The following is a 1,161-nucleotide window of genomic DNA, read 5'->3' on the forward strand; positions in this document are numbered from 1 at the left end:
TCGTGGATCAGAATGCCACGGTGAATACGTTCCCGGGCCTTGTACACACCGCCCGTCACACCATGGGAGTGGGCTGCAAAAGAAGTGGGTAGTTTAACCTTCGGGAGGACGCTCACCACTTTGTGGTTCATGACTGGGGTGAAGTCGTAACAAGGTAGCCCTAGGGGAACCTGGGGCTGGATCACCTCCTTATACGAAAGATTGTCTTGATGAGTGTTCACACAGATTGATTAGGTTTATGATGTCAAAGAGATAAGTAAGTGCCCAACACTTACTACTTAGTGTCCCGTTCGTCTAGAGGCCTAGGACACCGCCCTTTCACGGCGGTAACAGGGGTTCGACTCCCCTACGGGATACCATTGGGTCGTTAGCTCAGTTGGTAGAGCAGTTGACTTTTAATCAATTGGTCGCAGGTTCGAATCCTGCACGACCCACCATTTCAAGATCTCGGGGCTATAGCTCAGCTGGGAGAGCGCCTGCCTTGCACGCAGGAGGTCTGCGGTTCGATCCCGCATAGCTCCACCATTCTTGAAATATTCTTTCCCACGAAGGAATTAAAACTAATGTGGGCGATTAGCTCAGTTGGGAGAGCACCTCCCTTACAAGGAGGGGGTCACTGGTTCGAGCCCGGTATCGCCCACCATCTTTAAAGACATTTATGAAGTGTATTTAAAAATGGTTTAATTAGTTTTAACTAAGTAAACACATGCTCTTTAACAATTTGGAAAGCTGACGAACAACATTTGATTTAATGTTGTTCAAATAAAAGTTCTCAAATCCTATGTCTTTAAGATGTAGGTACCAACACACATTCAAGTGTTCTTGGAAACAGCACAACTTCGGTTGTGAGGTTTATATTTGAGTCCGGCAAAATCGAATGCTATCTCGCTCATTCAAATAATGAGATAGCGACTTTGGTTGTTTGCCATACACCTTTTTGTCTTCACTTTTTAAAGTGAAATCAAATCGAAACCTTTTGGGGTTGTATGGTTAAGTGACTAAGCGTACACGGTGGATGCCTTGGCAGTCAGAGGCGATGAAGGACGTAATAACTTGCGATAAGCCCAGATTAGGTAGTAATAACCTGTGAGTCTGGGATTTCCGAATGGGGAAACCCACGTGCATAAGCACGTATCATTAACTGAATACATAGGTTAATGA

4 tRNA genes and 2 rRNA genes are annotated in these 1,161 nt (G+C 45.3%); all 6 read left to right on the forward strand.

The window, feature by feature from the left end:
* Positions 1-192 (forward strand): 16S ribosomal RNA (locus tag L4D74_RS25105); the annotation flags it as partial.
* Between the two features lie 91 nt (positions 193-283).
* A tRNA-Glu gene (locus L4D74_RS25110) sits at positions 284-359 on the forward strand.
* A 2-nt stretch (positions 360-361) separates the two neighbouring features.
* Positions 362-437 (forward strand) — tRNA-Lys (locus L4D74_RS25115).
* Positions 438-449: 12 nt separating this feature from the next.
* A tRNA-Ala gene (locus tag L4D74_RS25120) sits at positions 450-525 on the forward strand.
* A 42-nt stretch (positions 526-567) separates the two neighbouring features.
* Positions 568-643, forward strand: a tRNA-Val gene (locus tag L4D74_RS25125).
* Between the two features lie 345 nt (positions 644-988).
* Positions 989-1,161 (forward strand): 23S ribosomal RNA (locus L4D74_RS25130); the annotation flags it as partial.

It is taken from the genome of Vibrio cionasavignyae, from assembly GCF_050337155.1.
GTDB classification, from domain to species: Bacteria; Pseudomonadota; Gammaproteobacteria; order Enterobacterales; family Vibrionaceae; genus Vibrio; species Vibrio nomapromontoriensis.